General features: G+C 39.8%; 18 protein-coding genes. 11 read left to right on the forward strand and 7 right to left on the reverse strand.

The annotated features are described in order from the left end of the window. Positions 1 to 76: 76 nt before the first annotated feature. Entirely contained in the window at positions 77 to 1,549 is a 1,473-nt protein-coding gene (cls, locus tag DUT70_RS12905; RefSeq protein ID WP_113647770.1) for a cardiolipin synthase, read from the forward strand. 245 nt (positions 1,550 to 1,794) lie between these two features. Here cls and DUT70_RS12910 read toward each other — a convergent pair whose 3' ends face one another. From DUT70_RS12910 to DUT70_RS12920, 3 genes are read right to left on the reverse strand one after another with little or no spacing between them, the layout of a single operon-like run. After that, positions 1,795 to 2,583: a helix-turn-helix domain-containing protein gene (locus DUT70_RS12910; RefSeq protein WP_113647771.1), complete on the reverse strand. Its 789-nt coding sequence runs from the start codon at positions 2,581 to 2,583 to the stop codon at positions 1,795 to 1,797. After that, positions 2,583 to 3,710 (reverse strand): MBL fold metallo-hydrolase, encoded by a 1,128-nt coding sequence (locus DUT70_RS12915; RefSeq protein WP_113647772.1) that lies wholly within the window; start codon positions 3,708 to 3,710, stop codon positions 2,583 to 2,585. The genes DUT70_RS12910 and DUT70_RS12915 overlap by 1 nt, the downstream gene beginning before the upstream one ends. Before the next feature lie 12 nt (positions 3,711 to 3,722). Then, positions 3,723 to 4,394, reverse strand: coding sequence for an NAD-dependent epimerase/dehydratase family protein (locus DUT70_RS12920; RefSeq protein WP_240432107.1), 672 nt, complete (start codon positions 4,392 to 4,394; stop codon positions 3,723 to 3,725). A 242-nt stretch (positions 4,395 to 4,636) separates the two neighbouring features. Between DUT70_RS12920 and DUT70_RS12925 the strand changes: the two genes are divergently transcribed. Next, positions 4,637 to 7,015, forward strand: a complete 2,379-nt coding sequence (locus tag DUT70_RS12925) for a glycoside hydrolase family 3 N-terminal domain-containing protein (protein ID WP_113647773.1) — start codon at positions 4,637 to 4,639, stop codon at positions 7,013 to 7,015. On the opposite strand, the gene DUT70_RS12930 is transcribed toward DUT70_RS12925, so the two are convergent. Then, positions 7,016 to 7,429: a hypothetical protein gene (locus DUT70_RS12930; RefSeq protein WP_113647774.1), complete on the reverse strand. Its 414-nt coding sequence runs from the start codon at positions 7,427 to 7,429 to the stop codon at positions 7,016 to 7,018. 154 nt (positions 7,430 to 7,583) lie between these two features. Between DUT70_RS12930 and DUT70_RS12935 the strand changes: the two genes are divergently transcribed. Further along, on the forward strand, positions 7,584 to 8,930 hold the full coding sequence (locus DUT70_RS12935) for a Gfo/Idh/MocA family protein (RefSeq protein WP_113647775.1): 1,347 nt from the start codon (positions 7,584 to 7,586) through the stop codon (positions 8,928 to 8,930). A 51-nt stretch (positions 8,931 to 8,981) separates the two neighbouring features. Here DUT70_RS12935 and DUT70_RS12940 read toward each other — a convergent pair whose 3' ends face one another. Next, entirely contained in the window at positions 8,982 to 10,004 is a 1,023-nt protein-coding gene (locus tag DUT70_RS12940) for a LacI family DNA-binding transcriptional regulator (protein WP_113647776.1), read from the reverse strand. Between the two features lie 96 nt (positions 10,005 to 10,100). After that, positions 10,101 to 10,448 carry a hypothetical protein gene (locus tag DUT70_RS12945; protein ID WP_113647777.1) on the reverse strand — a complete coding sequence of 116 codons (348 nt, stop codon included), beginning with the start codon at positions 10,446 to 10,448 and terminating at the stop codon, positions 10,101 to 10,103. A gap of 175 nt (positions 10,449 to 10,623) precedes the next feature. On the opposite strand from DUT70_RS12945, the gene DUT70_RS12950 reads away from it, so the two are divergent. Beyond that, complete coding sequence (locus tag DUT70_RS12950) at positions 10,624 to 11,151, forward strand: superoxide dismutase family protein (protein ID WP_113647778.1); 528 nt, start codon at positions 10,624 to 10,626, stop codon at positions 11,149 to 11,151. Between the two features lie 82 nt (positions 11,152 to 11,233). Further along, positions 11,234 to 11,770: an ExbD/TolR family protein gene (locus DUT70_RS12955; protein ID WP_113647779.1), complete on the forward strand. Its 537-nt coding sequence runs from the start codon at positions 11,234 to 11,236 to the stop codon at positions 11,768 to 11,770. A 136-nt stretch (positions 11,771 to 11,906) separates the two neighbouring features. Here DUT70_RS12955 and metK read toward each other — a convergent pair whose 3' ends face one another. Continuing rightward, entirely contained in the window at positions 11,907 to 13,193 is a 1,287-nt protein-coding gene (gene metK / locus DUT70_RS12960; RefSeq protein ID WP_113647780.1) for a methionine adenosyltransferase, read from the reverse strand. Between the two features lie 227 nt (positions 13,194 to 13,420). Here metK and DUT70_RS12965 point away from each other — a divergent pair, with 227 nt between their 5' ends. The 6 genes from DUT70_RS12965 to DUT70_RS12990 all read left to right on the forward strand — a co-directional run bounded on the left by DUT70_RS12965 (position 13,421) and on the right by DUT70_RS12990 (position 18,853). Beyond that, entirely contained in the window at positions 13,421 to 14,308 is an 888-nt protein-coding gene (locus DUT70_RS12965) for a diacylglycerol/lipid kinase family protein (protein ID WP_113647781.1), read from the forward strand. A gap of 32 nt (positions 14,309 to 14,340) precedes the next feature. Next, positions 14,341 to 14,697 (forward strand): translation initiation factor, encoded by a 357-nt coding sequence (locus DUT70_RS12970; RefSeq protein WP_113647782.1) that lies wholly within the window; start codon positions 14,341 to 14,343, stop codon positions 14,695 to 14,697. Between the two features lie 136 nt (positions 14,698 to 14,833). Next, positions 14,834 to 16,438 (forward strand): phosphoenolpyruvate carboxykinase (ATP), encoded by a 1,605-nt coding sequence (gene pckA / locus DUT70_RS12975; protein WP_113647783.1) that lies wholly within the window; start codon positions 14,834 to 14,836, stop codon positions 16,436 to 16,438. 272 nt (positions 16,439 to 16,710) lie between these two features. Next, the gene (locus DUT70_RS12980) at positions 16,711 to 17,595 is read left to right on the forward strand and encodes a MotA/TolQ/ExbB proton channel family protein (protein ID WP_113647784.1); all 885 of its coding nucleotides are present in this window, start codon (positions 16,711 to 16,713) and stop codon (positions 17,593 to 17,595) included. Positions 17,596 to 17,679: 84 nt separating this feature from the next. Continuing rightward, positions 17,680 to 18,297 carry an ExbD/TolR family protein gene (locus tag DUT70_RS12985; RefSeq protein WP_113647785.1) on the forward strand — a complete coding sequence of 206 codons (618 nt, stop codon included), beginning with the start codon at positions 17,680 to 17,682 and terminating at the stop codon, positions 18,295 to 18,297. Positions 18,298 to 18,307: 10 nt separating this feature from the next. After that, positions 18,308 to 18,853: an ExbD/TolR family protein gene (locus DUT70_RS12990; protein ID WP_113647786.1), complete on the forward strand. Its 546-nt coding sequence runs from the start codon at positions 18,308 to 18,310 to the stop codon at positions 18,851 to 18,853. Positions 18,854 to 18,857: the final 4 nt, after the last annotated feature.

An 18,857-nucleotide genomic window follows, 5' to 3' on the forward strand; every position in this document is an offset into this window, starting at 1 on the left:
TTCTAAATTTGATTTCCCTACAAAACTTAAGGCCTGTAAATTGTTTTATCCTATATTTGATTAAACGAGCGCTTACATGCTGCAGCAACAAACCATCTGGATTTTAATTGCCGAAATTGCCTATCTCCTTATCTTGGGCATTACTTGTTTCCGTATTGTTTTGGATACCCGATCTGGCAGTAAAACTTTAGCTTATTTGTTATTCGCCATTTTTGTGCCCATTGTAGGGATTGCTTTTTACTTCTCCTTTGGGGTAAATTACCGCAAGCGTAAAATGTACGACAAGAAACTGAATGTAGATGATCAGTTCAAGAAAGAGGTACATCAGCTGTTTCAGGCGCATAACTTAGAGGAAGCCATTCATAGCGATGAATTGCTGCTCCAATCTGAGCGCTTAATTAAACTGTTGGCGAATAGAAAATCTAATCGGGCTTTCCTGCTACCCAATAACGATATCCGTTTATTGTTTAATGGGGAGGAGAAATTCCCTGCGCTGATTGCCGATTTGCAGCAGGCCAAGCATCATATCCACCTTGAGTACTATATTTATGATAACGATGAAATAGGGAATACCATTAAAAATATCTTGATAGAGAAAGCCAAGCAGGGGATTAAGGTGCGGGTGATTTATGACGATTTTGGCAGTAAAAGCATTAGAAGGAACATTGCCAAGGAGCTGAAGGAAAGTGGGGTGGAGGCTTATCCTTTTAACAAGGTGCGTTTATTATTCCTTGCGAACAGGCTTAATTACCGTAACCACCGTAAAATGGTGATTATTGACGGGATTGTTGCCTATACTGGCGGTATTAACGTGAGCGATAAGTATATTAATGGGCCTCAAAACGAAGTTTATTGGCGAGATACCCACCTCCGCATCAAGGGAACGGGAGCCATGGCTTTGCAACAGCTTTTTATTTCTGATTGGAACTTTTGTAGTGATGAGCATCTAACCGTCACTGGAAATGAATACTTCCCTTTTAAAAAGATGGAGGTGCATGGAAAGGGTAAATTGCAGGTAATTTCTAGTGGACCTGACTCGGATTTGCCTAATATCTTGTTCGCTACCTTACAGGCCATTCATACTGCTAAGTCGGAAATATTGCTCACTACCCCTTATTTTATCCCCGATGAAACCTTACAGCAAAGCTTGCTGATGGCCGCGATGGGAGGGATTGATGTGAAGCTGCTGGTACCAGAAAAAGGTGACTCGAGGATTGTGGATAGCGTGTCGCGGATTTACTTTGAGGAATTATTACAAGCTGGCGTAAAGATTTTCCTTTACAAGCGGGGCTTTATTCATGCCAAAACCTTTGTGGTGGATGGGGTATTGGCTTCGGTAGGTACTGCCAATCTTGACTTGAGAAGCTTCGATTTGAACTTTGAAGTATCTACTCTTATTTACGATATGCAGATTGCCGAGCGGTTGCGTACGGCGTTTTACAATGATTTGCAGCATAGTGAACAGTTGTTTTATACCCGTTGGATTAAACGTTCGCTATGGATTAAGGGTTTGGAAAGGGTGTTGAGGTTAGTTTCTCCCTTTATGTAGTTTGGTGGTTAGCAGGTCCCGTTATCTCGACGGTAGCGGAGAGATCTTTTTAAGTGCAGTGTTGTATGCTAAAAAGAACCTCCCCCTGCCCCTCAAAGAGGTGGATATGCATGATGTAGAAAACCGCATGGTTGCATTAAGCCATCGTTTTAAAACGCAAGTCCAAAGATCTCTCTGCTGCGGTCGAGATGACGACGATAGAGAAGGGAGAAGGGGCTCTAACGGCTATTAATAAGTAAATAAACCTAACCTTCTACCAATTTAGTAGGGGCATAGCCAAACAACTTCTTAAACGCAAACGAGAAATGGGATAAATCTTCAAACCCCAAATCCAGGTAAATATCCGTTGGCTTTTGTTGTTTTTTAGTGAGCAGAAAATGTGCTTCCTTTAAACGCTTTTGGATGAGCCATCGACTAGGCGTATCGGCAAATACCTTTAGGAAATCCCTTTTGAAAGAAGAGAGACTTCGGCCAGTGAGGTAAGCAAAACGTTCAATCCCTACATTAAACTTATAGTTTTTGTTCATAAAGGCCTCTAAATCTATTTTAGCGGGGATGCCGAAATCAAATAGTACATTGGCCAAATCGGGATTGGTTTGTAGTAAAATGAGCAGTAGCTCCTCCCTTTTTACCAGGTCAAAAGCACCTTCTATTTGATGGCCACCTTGATAGTAAGGCATTAGCGAACTGACAAAGTGAGGTACTAAAGGTGTTTTCTGTAGTTCGTAAAAAGCACCCTTGGCTACCGTTCCTGTTTTCTTAATGCCATGTTTTTGTTGGAATTGTTTCAGGAAAGCTTCGTCAAAAACCACTACTACCTTTTCAAAAGCACCATTGTCCTCGGTTTTAGTATAACGGGCCAAATAGTTTTTTCTAATGAGGCAGTACTCGCCACCCTTAATGGTGTATTTTTTGTCGCCATCATAAGCCGTGGCATTCCCTTTAGCCAAAAACATAAAGATATGCTCTGGAATAAATTGCTCGGGCGAAATCTCGGGACCGATATAACAAGAGGTAATTTCTACAGCTGCCATTATTTAACTCCTTTCCACCATTGTTTAAATACTTGCGTATCGTTATCAAGCTCCACCTTCTCTCCAATCATGGGCGTTACCAAAGGTAGGTTTCCTTCCGCTAATCGGCTAATGTCGTTAAGCGGTTCGTCCCATTGGTGCATGGCCAAGGTGAACTTTGAAGAATGCACTGGGAACAATCTCTTTGCCTTTAAATCTTTAGCTGCTTGTAAAGTTTCGTGCGGTAAAGTATGGATGGCTTGCCAAGCTACATTGTATTGGCCATTTTCCAAGATCGCCAAATCCATTGGACCAAACTTCTCTCCAATTTGCTTAAAGTGCGTGTCGTAACCACTATCACCACCTATGTAAATTTTGCTTTGTGGTGTCTCCAAAATATAGGAAGTCCAAAGGGTATTGTTGCGGGTAAAGCCACGACCAGAGAAGTGTCGTCCAGGAACGGTGTGGAGTTTAAATCCATCACCTAAGTTAACTTCTTCGTTCCAATCCCTTTCAATCAATTGACTGGGTGCATAACCCCAGTATTCAAAATGTTCACCCACGCCAAGTCCGCAAATCACCGTTTTTACTTTCGACTTTAGGGCAATGATGGTTTCGTAATCCAGGTGGTCGTAGTGGTCGTGACTGATGACCAAATAGTCGATACTAGGCAAATCATCTACATTGTAAATATCAGCACCTTTAAAGGACTTGGTAGTGCCAGGGATAGGCGATGCATTGCCACTAAATACAGGATCGACCAAAAAGCGCTTGCCATTGATCTGCATGAAATAAGAAGAGTGGCCAAACCATACCAATACATTTTCATTGGCAGGTAGGTTTAGCAAATCGGTTTTTATCGAAGGCAGGCTGTCTACGGGCTTGCGGCGGGGATGGTCTTTGAATAACATGTCGAACATTACGCCCAACATGGAGTAGCCTTCCGTTAAACTAGGCGTATGGTGCAGGTTTTGGAATTTACCATCTTTATAGTTAGGTGATTGCAGCATGCGCTCTAAACGCTTATCACTGGGTGCTTTGCCAAATTTAGGCGAGCGCATATAAAAATAAGTACCGATGGCCAGTAATAGGACCAAGCTTAACAATACGATCATGGTGTATTTAAATATTTTAAGTGTTTTTTTCATGGATATCTCGCCCTAATTTTTGGCTAATTGCTTAATATCCGAAACTTCTAAAATCTGTTTTGGATATCCTTTGGTGATGCTGTTGATCATGGCTTGACCAACCGCTTTCATGGTGCTTACGTTGTTGGGGAATAAGAGTTTAAAAAAACCGTACATTTTGCCAATGACTTTGTAGTAGCCTTTAACGTTTTGCTGGCCTTCGGTGGGTTTCATCAAACCAGGTCGGAAATGATACAACGTTTCGAAACCCATTTTAGCGAGGGCATTTTCGGTTTTTCCTTTCACCCTTGCCCACATAATCTTACCTTTTTCGGTGCTATCGGTATGGCTTCCTGAGATAAAACAAAAAGCAATACTCGAGTTGATTTCAAGCAGCGTTTGGGCAAAAGCCAAAGTCGTATCGTAGGTGATGTAGCCATAATCCTGCTCATTCATTCCTGCAGAACTAACCCCTGCACAATAGAAACAAGCATCGTAACCTCGTAACTGTTCTTTCACTTCGTGAAGTTCAAAGAAGCTTGGAACCAATAGTTCCTTAAGCTTGGGATGAGTTTTGCCACAGGTTTTTCGACCTACTACCAATACTTCGGCAATTTGGGAATTAGCGAGGCTTTCTAATAAAACACCTTCTCCCACTAGCCCAGTAGCACCTGTAAGGATGACTTTTTCAGCAATGTTATTCAATATCTTAAGAATTTCTATTTTCTGTGTATGATAAATTTACGATACAAAAGTCAGCATAAAAAATAAACATCGCTTTGTTAAAAAGTTCAATTTTGTTTTGTTGAAAAGTTCAACCTGTCGTTTGGTGGATAGCTATCTTGGGGCAAGGGTCCATTGTTTAACATCTTGAAAGCATTAGTACATAAATGCTGATTAAGTTTTAGCATAATCTACTATCTTTAAAAAAGCTAAAAATATTTACTATGCGTTTCCAGTCTATTGTTGTCCTAGTGCTACTCGTTTTTGTACTCACCTCATTTACCAAGCCATCGTCTATTTACCGTAAAGGCTGGATAGATTTAAACAAGAATAATAAAAAGGATATCTACGAAGATCCCAGCCAGCCGATTGATGCTAGGGTTAATGACTTGTTGAGCCAAATGAACCTGAATGAAAAAACCTGTCAGATGGCTACTTTATATGGCTGGAAGCGGATTTTGAAAGATTCGCTGCCTACGCCAGATTGGAAGCATAAAATTTGGAAAGATGGCATTGCCAACATCGACGAACATTTAAATGGTTTTGTGGGGTGGACCAAGAGAGACGAATCAAAGTTTGCTGCAGACATGAAATATCATGTTTGGGCGATGAATGAAACACAGCGTTTTTTTATTGAGCAAACCCGTTTGGGAATCCCTGTTGATTTTACTAACGAAGGAATTAGGGGCATAGAAGCCTATGAAGCTACGGGTTTTCCAACGCAGTTGAACATGGGCATGACCTGGAACAAATCGTTGGTATATGAAATGGGTAAAATTACAGGATTGGAGGCAAGGGCACTGGGCTATACCAACGTTTATGCGCCTATTTTAGATGTTGCCCGCGACCAGCGTTGGGGACGTTTGGAGGAGGTTTATGGGGAAGACCCTTTTTTAGTGGGTACTTTGGGCGTACAAATGACCAAAGGGCTTCAAAACAACAACACGGTAGCTGCTACAGCAAAGCATTTTGCCGTATACAGTGCCAACAAAGGCGCACGGGAAGGGCTTGCCCGTACTGATCCACAGGTTGCCCCGCGAGAAGTAGAAGATGTTTTGCTATATCCCTTTAAAAAGGTAATTAAAGAAGCCGACCTGCAAGGCGTTATGAGTTCTTATAATGATTATGATGGAATACCTATTACTGGTAGCAAGTATTGGCTAACGGATAGGCTGCGGACAGATTTTGGCTTCACAGGTTATGTGGTGAGTGATAGCGATGCCTTGGAATATTTATACAGCAAGCACCGTGTGGCGGGCAATTTAAAAGAGGCCGTTTATCAAGCCTTTATGGCTGGCTTAAACGTGCGTACTACGTTTGATAAGCCCGATAGCATTATCATTTATCTTAGAGAATTGGTGAACGAAGGCCGCATGCCAGTAGATACGCTAAACAATAGGGTAAAATCGGTATTGAAAGTGAAATTTAAGATGGGGCTTTTTGACCAGCCTTATGTAAAAGATGCCAATGCTACCCGTAAATTGGTGAATAGTGAAGCTCATCAGGCGGTAGCCTTGCAAGCTTCAAGAGAAAGTATTGTGCTTTTAAAGAATCAGAATGGTATTTTGCCTTTGCAAAAAAATAAAAAGGTGGCAGTGATTGGCCCAAATGCCACTGATGCCGATTATGCCCATACCCATTACGGGCCCCTAAAATCGGTAAGTGTAAATGTACTACAGGGTATTGTCCAAAAACTTGGAGATGCTAACGTAAAATATCGTAAAGGCTGCCATTTGGTAGATCAAAAATGGCCAGAATCGGAACTTTTGCCAGAGGAACCCAACGAGGAAGAGAGGAAAAGCATTGATAGTGCTGTAAACATTGCCAAACAGAGTGATCAGGTGATATTGGTGCTTGGAGGAAACACACAGACCGCGGGAGAAAACAAAAGCCGTATCAGTTTGGATCTGACTGGACATCAGCTGTTATTGGCAAAAGAAGTGGTGAAAACGGGCAAGCCAGTGGTGGTGGTATTCATCGGTTCACAGCCTATCAGTTTTAATTGGATCAACAAAAATGTAAAAGGGATCATTTACGCAGGTTATCCTGGCGTTAAGGGTGGTATTGCTATTGCCGATGTGTTGTTTGGCGATTATAACCCTGGCGGGAAAATTACCCTTACTTTTCCCCGTTCAGTAGGACAAATTCCCATGAACTTTCCCACCAAACCTAATGCACAAAGTGATGCGGGCGAGCATGCCAAAGCCAAAGGATTGCTTTACCCCTTTGGACATGGACTTAGTTATACCAATTTTACGTACAGCGATTTAAAGATCATCACTCCAGAAATCAATACGGATGGAACGGTGCAGTTAAGCATGACGGTTAAAAATATTGGTGCCCTAAAAGGTGATGAAGTGGTGCAGCTTTATATCAGGGATAATGTAAGCTCGGTAACTACTTATGAAAAAATACTACGTGGATTTGAAAGGATAACCCTACAGCCCAATGAAAGTAAGGTGCTCAATTTTACGGTTCCAGCGCACGAACTAGCCCTTTGGAATAGGGAGATGAAGCAGGTTGTAGAGCCTGGAGTATTTACGGTGATGTTGGGAAGCTCCTCTGAAAACATCAAGCTAAAAGGAAGTTTTGTGGTGAAGTAACTATCGGTATTTGCGGAAAAAGGCCCAAGCCGTCATGTCCCAAAACCAACGGTTGGTGTCTACCTTGGTTTCTCCGCAGTCGACCACAGCACTTCTAAAAGCAGCAAACTTTGCAAAGTTTTGTATTGGCCAAACCTTAAGGTGAGTTTTAAAGCCCAAAGCAATGCGGTAAGCCATCAAATGCCCCCAAATCTCGGCGATTAACGAGGCCTTGCTAATCTTTAAAGGCTTCCCATAATGTTGCTCGTAGTCATGCTTGATTTCTTCTACCAAGCTAACACAATGTTTGTACAACAAGTTCAATTCCTGTTTTTGCTTGTAGGGTCTAAAATCTATGCTAATCACCTTTGGCCTAAAGCTTACTTCGAGGGGTAGGTTTTTGATAAAGTATGTCTTTGTATGTGGTTTGCTCATTTAAAAATAAAACAGATGGTGTAATATCAAACGTTTGCGCATCATTCATGGTTCTCAATATTTCCATTTAGCCTCAGTTTTTTCCTAACTTGAGCCTGAAATTTCACCAAGTATATATAAACCTAATACAACCAATACAAATAAACTGATTTAAATGGAAAGAAGAGATTTTATCAAAAACGGCGCTTTGGCCACAGCAGGAATGACCATACTACCTACGGGTTCTTTATTTGCAAAAGATACTGGAAGAGTACGTTTAGGCTATATTGGCGTAGGTGCCCGCGGTATGAACCATATCAAGGAAGGCTTATTAAGAGATGATGTGGAGATCGTGGCCATTTGTGATACTCAAGAAAGCTCTCTGAAAATCTGTAGAGCTGCCATTGCTAAAGCAGGCAGAACTGCTGCCAAAGAATATACAGGGAGCTTGGATGCTTATAAAGCTTTAGCTGACCGAAAAGATATTGACGCGATCATCATTTCTACTCCTTGGCAATTTCACCACGCACAGTCTATTTATGCTATGAATGCAGGTAAATATGTAGGTTGTGAAGTGATTGCTGGATTAACCGTTGATGAACACTGGGATATTGTAAAAACGTCTGAGAAAACAGGTATGCCTTACATGACCTTAGAAAATGTGTGTTACCGCAGAGATGTTTTGGCCGCCTTGAACATGGTAAGGGGTAATGTATTTGGTGAATTAGTTCACTTGGAAGGTGGTTATCAGCATGATTTGAGAGAAGTGTTGTTCAATAATGGCAAGCAATACTATGGCGGTGGGGTAGAGTTTGGTCCTAATGCCTTAAGTGAGGCACAATGGCGTACGCAGTTCAACATCGATGTAGATGGCGATTTGTATCCAACGCATGGTGTAGGACCCATTATGCAATGTGTGGATATTAATCGTGGCAACCGTTTTACTAATTTGGTTTCTTTCAGCTCGAAAGCTTTAGGCTTGGCAGATTATGTAGAGAAAAAGTCGCCAGGGCATCCGAATGCAAAAATTAAATATAAAAATGGTGATGTGACCACCACTTTGCTAAACTGCGCTAATGGCGAAACGGTGTTGCTTAGCCACGATACGCATTTGCCAAGACCTTATTCCTTAGGTTTCAGAATTCAGGGGACTAATGGTTTGTGGATGGACGTTAATAAATCTGTACATATCGAAGGTGTATCAAAGCCGCATTCGTGGGATAAAGCTGAAGAATGGTTTAAAAAATACGATCACCCGCTTTGGAAAAAATACGAAGATAAGGCAATGGGTGCTGGCCACGGCGGTATGGACTGGTTTGTGTTTAATGCCTTTATTATAGCAGTAAAAGACAAAAAACAAACCCCTATTGATGTTTACGATTCAGTAACCATGAGCGTAATTACGCCACTTTCAACTAAATCTCTTAAAGAAGGGAATAAACCACAAGCCTTCCCTGATTTTACTAAAGGGAAATGGGCTACCCGCAAAAATACTTTTGCATTAGACGATAGTGGTTATTAAAAATACCAAATTAACTTTGGCAATCTGAGCTTTTAGCGAAGGTTGTCAAAGTTAACTCCCCTTTGTTCGCTCAATCAGTTCTGCTTCAATTACGGTTTTGTAGAAAGCTTGTTCTTCTTCTCCATCTTTGTTGGCGATAAGGTCAAGCAGTGTATCAATTGCTTTTTGCCCTTGTATGGCAGGAAACTGCTCCACTGAAGCCAATGGTGGAAAGGCCATATAGTCGGTAATTGGTGCATTGGCGAAACTCACAAATTCAATATCTTCATTCACTTTTACTCCTTTATGCAGCGAATGTTTAACGGCAAAGGCCGAAACATAGTCATTGAAAGTAACGATGGCCGTAGGTTTACGTTTGTGGTTAAGCAAGGTTTCTAATGCGGAAATTGTGCCTTCTTCAGTAAGGTCGCAGTTGACTACGAGGCTGGGGTCAAACTTTAGCCTGTTTTTCTGCAACGCTTTAATGTAGCCCTCTTTTCTTTGTCCGCTGGCCATTAAAGAAGTAGGACCGTTAATCAAGCCGATGTTTCGATGGCCACGTTTCAATAGAAAGTTAACGGCTTCCACACTGCCATTTTCTATGTTACAGGCCACATAGTGGATGTTTTTTAAAGGTGGGATGCGGTCAAAAAATACAGTTGGGATGCGGGATTTCTTTAATTGTTCGAAATGCTCAAAATTGGAAGTGTTTTTAGCCACAGAAACCAAAAGGCCGTCGATACGATGCGTTTTTAGTTTTTCAACCAAAAGCTTTTCGCGTTCCTCATCATCATGTGATTGGGCCAGTAAAATGGTGTAATTCCTTTTATAAGCGATATCTTCAATGGCGCTCATGGCCACTGCGAAAAACGCTTCTGCGAGTTCTGGTAAAATCACACCAATGGTAAAGGTTTTCCCTTTTTGGAAGAAAATAGCAGTCTGATTGGGCTCATAGCCCATTTCCACAGCCATTTGCTTTACTCGCTGCTGAGTGGCCAAGCTAATGCTCGGATGTGCGTGCAATGCCCGTGAAACCGTTGAGAACGATAAGTCTAGCTTTTTCGCAATTTCTTTAATAGTTACTGGTTTCTTCATTGATCATTGCCCCCTTAACGCAAATATATGTTTTTCCAGTATAAGTCATATCAAGCGTTTGCGTTAAGGTTTTTATAGATACGAAAAGAGCTTTTTCTATTGAAAAAGCTCTTGTTCATCTCGGTCGGCAGTGTTGATACGCTTCAGAAAATCAGCGAATGCGGCACCATCGTTATCCGAATAAGCCCCATAGGCATCCAAAATGTAACCCATGTTCTTATCATTATCCTCAACCATGTACAATACAGAACTATCTGCAGGATCCGACATTCCCTCAAATCTGTAAGTTTTTACAATGTTGAGATCGTCGGGAGTATATATTTTGTTGAGTGTTTTCGACTGCATTTTGCCGTGGTCAGTCATCTTAAGCTCATTGTCTATACCCTTTTTCCTTAACTTTTCAAGGATTTGACTAAGGGTATTCATCTCTATTGGCTGTTCCATAACTTTTAAAATTGATCTACCTTAAAAACACCTCAAACATGGAATAGTTTTGCTTTTTATTCTCAAAAAAAAGCGGCGGAGATACAAACTAAAAGCTCGTGTGGTTGTTGTGCTAAGGTCTTTAAAAAATGCTTAACCACCAGATCAATAAATAGTAACCACTTAAACCAATATTATGAAACATTATTTTTTATGCTTTGCACTTGCTGTTTCTACCGCATTTATGGGTTGTGCCAATAAAGAAAGGGAGGTAGCCTCAGCCAATTTGAATTCAACCGCGAATAATCAATCGATAGGTTCCGCTAAATTTTATCAGCTGAACGACGGGAAAATAAAAATGGATTTGGAAATTAATATGCCCGAGAGGGCAGATAGTACCGTTGCTGTACATTTTCATGAGCATGGAGATTGTGGTAACATGGGCGAAAATACACATGGGCACTGGAATCCTACCAATGAACCACATGGTAAATGGGATTCTGATTCATTCCACTCTGGAGATATAGGCAACATTGCGCTAGATGGCAAAGGCCGCGCTAAAATTTCGCTAAGCACTACTAGATGGAGTGCAGCAGATGGTGATGTGAAAGATATTATCGGAAGGGGAATTATTGTGCATGGTGGTACCGATGACTATGAAACACAGCCCACAGGAAACTCAGGACCGAGGATTGGTTGTGGTATAATAGCCGCTGTTAAATAGTAGAAAAGAGCGATTAAATTTTAATCGCTCTTTTTTTATGCAATTAAAGTGAAACCATCATCATGTTAAAAACTGAACAAAGATGGCAACACTTAACGTTCCTAAAAGCGGCAAGGCCGTGAAAGGAAGCACTCGCAGACCTATTCCAGGAGTAGATTTAACCGCAATGGTTGATTTGGCATTTCTGCTCATCACCTTTTTTATGTTGACGACCTCTCTAAGTAAAATGCAGGTCATGGATATTGCCAAGCCAGTACCAGTTCCTGGCGTAGCGCATTTCGCGCCTTGGCCCGCCTCAAAAACTTTAACCATTTTATTGGGCAAGGATAACCAAGCAGTTTATTATTTGGGTGAAGCGAATAAAAGTCCAATGCTAGTAGCCAACCTCTCTGAAATTAGCAAGGCAATATTAGCTAGTAAGAAAACGGTAGCTGAAACCCATAAAGCTTCAAAAGACCAAGAAATGTATGTGATTATTAAACCTACTAATACCTCTGTTTATCGCAATTTTGTAGATATTATAGACGAAATGGGTATTAATAAAGTAAGCACTTATGCCATAGATGATAAATATTTACTTGATGAAGAGAAAGCATTTATGAGAAATAAAGACATATAGAATCTACCATCATTCGAACATATTTATGATTTATTAATAAAGTAGCCACAGATGCACAAATCTTTATGTAAAATTAATCTGTGTATCTGTGGCTAAAAAGATAAGCCAGCCAATGGCGTATTTATATGGTTAAAAACTATAAACCGAAAGCAGCTTTTACTTGATCAACGTAATCTAGTTTTTCCCAAGTAAACAACTCAACGCTCACTGTTTTTTCTTCACCGTTTGGCGATTTGAAAGTTTTGTTCACTGTTTCTGGCTGGCGGCCCATGTGCCCATAAGCAGCAGTTTCGCTATAAATAGGATTTCTTAATTTCAAACGTTGCTCGATGAAGTAAGGACGCATGTCGAAAATAGATTCTACTTTCTTGCTAATTTCTCCGTCTGTTAAATCTACTTTAGAAGTTCCGTAGGTAACCACATTGATAGAAGTAGGTTTTGCAACGCCAATCGCGTAAGAAACTTGAACTAAAACCTCATCGCATAAACCAGCAGCAACTAAGTTTTTAGCAATGTGACGAGTAGCATAAGCAGCACTTCTATCTACTTTACTTGGATCTTTTCCAGAGAAAGCACCACCACCGTGAGCGCCTTTACCGCCGTAAGTATCCACAATAATTTTTCTTCCTGTTAAACCAGTATCGCCATGCGGTCCACCAATTACAAAAACACCAGTTGGGTTAATGTGGTAAGTGATATCATCGTTAAACAAATGAGCGTATTGAGGATATTTGGCTTTAATTCTTGGAATCAAAATCGAAATTAAATCGCTTTTAATTTTAACCAACATTTCCTCGTTTGCAGCGTTCTTGTCTTCTTTCGAACCAGATTTAGGCTGAACAAAGTCATCGTGCTGAGTAGAGATTACGATCGCATCGATTCTTTGCGGCTGATTGTCATCAGAATATTCTAAAGTTACTTGTGACTTTGCATCAGGACGCAAATAAGTAATTTCAGCATTCTCTCTTCTTAAATTGGCCAACTCTCTTAACAAGGCATGTGATAAATCAAGCGCCAATGGCATGTAATTTTCGGTTTCGTTGGTTGCATAACCAAACATCATTCCTTGGTCGCCAGCACCTTGCTCTTCCTTCGTAGTTCTGTCAACGCCTTGGTTAATATCTTGAGATTGCTCGTGGATTGCAGAAAGTACACCGCAAGAATTTGCTTCAAACATATACTCGCTTTTGGTGTAACCAATTTTTTTGATTACATCCCTTGCAATTTGCTGTACATCTAAATAGGTTTTAGATTTTACCTCCCCAGCCAAAATCACCTGTCCCGTAGTTACAAGAGTTTCGCAAGCAACTTTTGATTCCGCATCAAAAGCTAAGAAATTATCGATTAACGCGTCCGAAATTTGGTCAGCAATTTTATCTGGGTGACCTTCAGATACAGATTCTGATGTAAATAAATACGACATCTAATTTTTTGTTTATTAATGTAAACCAAACAATAAATTAAAGTGCTTGATACCTCGAAAGGTTGTAAAAGAGAAGTGTAGGAATATAATTAGCACTTTTTTTTACGTGGCAGCAATCAGTCCCGAAATATTCGGGATTAGCAAATCAATCCACTTTAATGCCGCAAAACTACTACAATAAATTTTAATACTCAAAAATTATCGATTATTTTGTACGCTAAATATTTATGTCTCAAAACAAGTTCAATATTCTCTTTATTATCAATCCTATTTCGGGGGGTAAAAAGAAATCAGATCTGCCCGCTTTGATAGATCAGTTTCTTGATAAGGAGAAGTATGCACCAATATATGCTTTTACAGAATATATTGGCCATGCATCAGAGCTGGCCGAAGAAGCCGAAAAGAAAAACTACGATATGATTGTTGCTGTTGGTGGAGATGGTACCATCAATGAAGTAGCCAGTAAATTAGTGCATAGCGATAAAACATTGGCCATTATCCCATTTGGTTCAGGTAATGGATTAGCACGTTTTTTAAACATACCGCTTAACGCCAAAAAGGCCATTTCGTTAATCAATACGGGTAAACCACAGCTAATAGATACTGCCGAGCTAAATGGTAGGAAATTTTTTAACATGGCTGGAATGGGTTTCGACGCTCATTTAAGTTCTGTTTTTGCAGGGAATAAAAAACGCGGGCTGAAAAGCTACGTAGAGCTGGGATTTAAGGAAATTACTACTTACAAAGCCCAGCCTTACCACATCGAAATTGATGGAAAGGAATATGATAACTCGGCCTTTGCCATTAGTATTGCCAATTCATCTCAATATGGGAATAATGTATATATCTCTCCAAAGTCGTCATTAACGGATGGCTACCTTGATGTTTGTATTATACATCCCATCTCCTTGGTAAAGTTGCCAATTTTAGCCTTTCAAATGATTACTGGAAAAACGCATCAATCAAGTTTAGTGAAGATCATTAGAGGTAAGCATATTAAAATAAAGCGTAATGCTGCAGATGCCGTGCATTTAGATGGCGAACCTTTGAAACTTGGCGAAGAATTGGAAATAAAAATAATCCCTGCATCGTTAAAGATATTAACTAATCCTTAATAACTATTCCCTAGCCACTAATCCCTAATATAATGAGCAAGCAAAAGAAAAATACCTTTAATGATTTTAGTGGAATCATGTTTTCTACTGATCCAGATTTTGTATATGAAAGCCCTAAAGAAGAAGAGCAAGGGACTTTGGCCAATGCGCAACAAGATTTAAGGGTAATGTTAGATCGAAAAAACAGGGGCGGGAAAACAGTGACCTTGGTTACTGGCTTTGTTGGTAGCGATGCGGATCTGGAAAAACTAGCCAAAACACTCAAAACAAAATGTGGCGTAGGAGGAGGTGCAAAAGATGGAGAGATCATTTTGCAAGGAGATTTTAAGGAAAAGGCATTTTTATATCTTCAAAAAGAAGGCTATAAAGTGAAGAAGTCTGGGGGTTAGGTTTTTGTTTTTAATTTACTGAAAAACAAATGATTATCTCTTAGTGTAATTGCCACAATAAGTAAAAAAATTATCTAAATATGGCATTTTTTGCATAAATATCTCCTTAGCTTTGCGGGATATTTAAACCAAAAATATGACCAAATATAGTATCCAAAAGCCTCAGTTAGATTATCTGGGTTTGGCTTCGCTTCAGTTTAAATATCAGTTGAGCGTGCCAGAGTTAGTTGAGGAGGCAATCAAAAATGGGGAAGGTACCCTAGCCGATTCAGGCGCTTTAGCCATTGATACCGGTAAATTTAAAGGCCGTTCACCAAAAGACAGATTTGTTGTTAGCGACGAAGTTACTAACGATACCGTGTGGTGGGGCGATATCAATATTAAAATAAGTACACAGCATTTTGATTCACTTTATCAAAAAATGCTTGCTTATTTAACGGATAAAGAAGTATATGTAAGAGATGCCTATGCTTGTGCGGATAAAACCTATAGCACTAGTATTAGGGTAATTACAGAATATGCTTTTCAAAATATATTTGCGAATAACCTTTTTCTTAGATATGGAAATGAGGAGTTGCCAGCGCAACCTGAATGGACCATTATAGCTATTCCATCTTTTTTAGCCAATCCACAAACAGATGGAACAAGGCAAGAAAACTTCTCCATCCTGAATTTTTCAAAAAAGATTATTTTAATAGGCGGTACTGCCTATACTGGAGAAATTAAGAAAGGTATTTTCTCGGTATTGAATTTTGTACTGCCCGAGCAAAGAAATACGCTATCCATGCATTGCTCGGCAAATGTTGGTAAAGATGGAGATTCAGCTGTTTTCTTTGGTCTATCAGGAACTGGAAAAACTACGCTTTCTGCCGATCCAAATCGAGCCTTAGTAGGTGATGATGAGCATGGTTGGGGAGAAGATAGTATTTTCAACTTTGAAGGCGGTTGCTATGCCAAGTGTGTAGATTTAACTGCTGAAAAAGAACCGCAAATTTTTAATGCGATTAAATTTGGGGCTTTGTTGGAAAACATCAATTATTTCCCAGCTAGCAGAACGGTAGATTTCTCCAATATTGAGAAAACAGAAAATACCAGGGTGGCTTATCCAATGCATCATATCGATAATGCTTTAGAACCATCTATCGCACCAATTCCAAAGAACATCTTCTTTTTAACTGCTGATGCCTTTGGAGTGCTTCCTCCAATCTCTAAATTAACACCAGGACAAGCCATGTTCCATTTTATATCTGGGTATACCGCTAAGGTTGCCGGGACTGAAACGGGCGTAACCGAACCCCAATTGACTTTCTCGGCTTGTTTTGGGAAAGCTTTCTTGCCCCTACATCCAACAGCCTATGCCAAGTTGCTAGGCGAAAAAATGAAAAAACATCAGGTAAATGTATGGCTGGTTAATACGGGTTGGAGTGGAGGGCCTTTTGGCGTGGGCAGTAGAATGAAGCTTTCATATACCCGAGCAATGATTACTGCGGCACTGAATGGCGCATTGGAAAATGTTGCATTTAGCCAGCATCCCGTATTTGGATTAGCTATGCCAAACACATGTGATAATGTACCTTCGGAGGTTTTAAACCCACGGAATACATGGAGCAATCCGCAACACTATGATACAAAGGCGAATGAGCTTGCACAGGCATTTTTGGACAACTTCAAAGATTTCGAAGAATTTGCAGATGAAGAGATGAAAAAGGGAATGCCGAAACTTGCAGAAATTATCGTTTAATGCTTTTTTTTCTTGCAAAAATTTGCATTTGATTAAATTTTTAGTTTTAATTGCGAAAAGATTGCCTCCGAGGCAATCTTTTTTAGTTATGCGCATTTTCGATGGCGGCCTAAGTAACGAATTAATTGTGTAGTGAATATTTAATTTGTAATTTAAATCAAAATTATAAATTTGCTTCCGCAACAATTCGGCCTATGCCGGCGTTGAGTGTATTAACTTATTTATTTACATTAGAAATTTAAAAACAAGTACTAAAACTAAAAATTAAAAAAATGGCAAACGCACCAAAACCTACACCAGCTAAAAAAGAGAGCAGCGCAACAGCGTCTAACTTATTTGCTACCCTAGTTATCCCAATCTGTATTATCATTGGTGTAACCCTTTTTATCTTCGTATTAGGTAAACCAACAAACTTTAACATTCCAGAAGAAGTGGCTAAAGCTAACAGCTCTTTATCATTAGCTTTTTATAATGACGATACCCACGCTTATTTGCCTCACCCAGGAAACTATGGCGGTATGGCTTTTAAAGGAGGTTTTATCGTGCCTATTCTAATGGGTATGCTTTTAATGGTATTCGTTTTCTCTATTGAGCGTTTAATCGTTATTGGTAAAGCAACTGGTAAAGGAAGCTTAGAGTCTTTCATCAAAAAAATTCAATCGTTATTAAGCGCAGGAAATATCCAAGCTGCAGTTGCAGAGTGTGATAAACAACAAGGTTCTGTTGCTAACGTAATTAAATCAGGTCTTAAAAAATATAGCGAAGTAGAAGTTGATACAAACTTAGACGTTGAGCAATCAATTGTAGCTATTCAAAAAGATATTGAAGAAGCAACTGCATTAGAAATGCCAATGTTGGAACAAAACCTGACAATTATTGCTACTTTAGTTTCTGTAGGTACATTAACTGGTCTATTAGGTACAGTAACAGGTATGATCAAGGCATTCGGTGGTTTAGCTAACTCAGGTGCTCCTGACCAAGCCGCTCTTGCAACAGGTATTTCTGAGGCACTTATCAATACTGCAACGGGTATCGGTACTTCAACTTTAGCGATTATCATGTATAACATCCTAACTTCTAAAATTGATAAATTAACTTATGCTATTGATGAAGCTGGTTTCAGCATCATCCAAACTTACGCAAGTACACATAAATAAAATTATTGTTATTTTTCTTTTGCCGGCTTTATGGAAAACCGGAACAAATAGCATCATTAGTTAGAATATTTAATAATTTAGATTATGGGTAAAGCAAAAGTTAAAAGAAGTAGTACCTCGATCGATATGACTGCGATGTGCGACGTATCGTTCCTGTTACTTACTTTCTTTATCTTAACAGCCACCGCTCGCCAGCCAGATCCGCTAGAGATCACGACCCCATCTTCTTCAGTGCAGTTTAAAATGCCTGATAAAGATATCTCTATCGTGAGTATTGGTAAAGGTAAAGTGTTCTTAGAGATCATCGGTCAAGATGTGAAAAAAGCAACACTTGCGAGAATGGGAAACCTTTATGGCCAAACGTTTTCTGAAGAGGAGGCAAAAAAATTCGCAGTAGTTTCTGCTTTCGGTGTACCAATGGGTAATATGAAGCAGTTTTTGGCTATGAACGGAGAGCAACGCACAAAGTCGGGCATACAGTCGGGCATTCCAATGGACTCCACTACGAACAATGAATTGTTCAATTGGATTAAAGAAGCCAGATATGCTACTTCAGAGCTACACGGAATAGATATGCGTTTGAGCATTAAAGGAAATGCCAATGAAGAATATCCGACCGTTAGAAAGGTAGTTGACTTATTGCAAAAGCAAAAAATTAACAAATTTAGTTTAATTACATCGTCAGAAGGCGGTGCACAATAGAGATTAAGCAATGGCAGAATTAGATACCTCCGGTAAGGACGGCGGTAAAGGTGGAAAGGTAAGAAGCAAGAAGGCCTCTACTAAAGTTGACTTAACAGCGATGGTAGACTTAGCGTTTCTTTTGATTACCTTCTTCATGTTGACCACGTCTTTATCAAAACCTCAGGCAATGGATATTGCAAAGCCTGATAAGGATGCAAAGGACGAAAACAGGCTTGAGCTTAGAGAGTCGCAGACGATGACCATTTTATTGGGCAAAAATGATAGAATTGCTTGGTATATGGGAGAAGCTGGAAAATCGGCTCCAACAATTGAAGGTTTTAATGATATTAGAGCTTCATTGTTAAAGAACAAGAAGGATGTAAAAGATGCAAGTGGTAGAGATATTGTGATTATTGTTAAGCCTACTGATGGTGCTACTTACAAAAACTTTGTAGACATCATGGACGAGATCAATATCACTAAAACGAACATCAATGCTCCAGCTGTTGACGATGATCCTAAGCATCTTTTAGATAGCGAAAGAGATTTTATGAAATCCAAAGGGATTTTATAACGAG

Origin of the sequence: Pedobacter chitinilyticus (genome assembly GCF_003313385.1) — a bacterium.
GTDB lineage: Bacteria > Bacteroidota > Bacteroidia > Sphingobacteriales > Sphingobacteriaceae > Pedobacter > Pedobacter chitinilyticus.